Origin of the sequence: Streptomyces niveus, from assembly GCF_001723055.1 — a bacterium.
Classification (GTDB): domain Bacteria; phylum Actinomycetota; class Actinomycetes; order Streptomycetales; family Streptomycetaceae; genus Streptomyces; species Streptomyces niveus.
Genome location: NZ_MDCR01000593.1, coordinates 1 through 571 on the forward strand (window position 1 = coordinate 1; position 571 = coordinate 571).

Genomic DNA, 571 nt, shown 5'->3' on the forward strand with positions numbered 1-571 from the left:
ACGGACACATGACGGTCCGTCAGCAGATCCCCGTACACCTCGGCGACGGTGCCGCGGCCTCTCGGGTCGAACGCGATGATCTGCCGGCCCGGCTCCGCGAGGCGCGCGTAGCGGGGGTCCTTCTGGACGGCCAGTCTGTTGGCCCGGTAACGGAGCTGGACGGGGGCGCCGTCGAGGTTGCCGACGACGGAGGGGTGCCGGGTCGCGAGCGCTTGCTGCTGGGTGTCGCTCAACGTGCCGAAGAACGCGGCGACTTGGGCGGGGCTCGCGTCCTGCGGGTCGGGCAGCGCCCGCCCGAGCGAGCCGTCGTCCCGCCAGGCGGCGCTGCCGGGCGGTGGCCCCGTGACGGGCTGCTGCGCGCTCCCGGAGGCCCAGCCGGCGGTCCCGGACACCAGGGTGGCCATCAGTGCGGCGGCGACCAAGGTCCTTGTGTAGCGGCGCATTTCGCGTCTCCCTCGTTGTGGCCACGGGGTGTGGCGGGAGGAAGGTAGAAACACGACGTACGCGGGGGCGTCACACCGGGGAGCCAGGTTGGGGGTGGTACCTGGGTAGGGGGGGTGCTTGGTTGTTG

The 571-nt window shown here is 72.5% G+C and carries 1 pseudogene; it reads right to left on the reverse strand.

The annotated features are described in order from the left end of the window. A pseudogene (locus BHU15_RS37785) lies at positions 1–443 on the reverse strand (alpha/beta hydrolase); the annotation flags it as partial. Between the last annotated feature and the right edge of the window lie 128 nt (positions 444–571).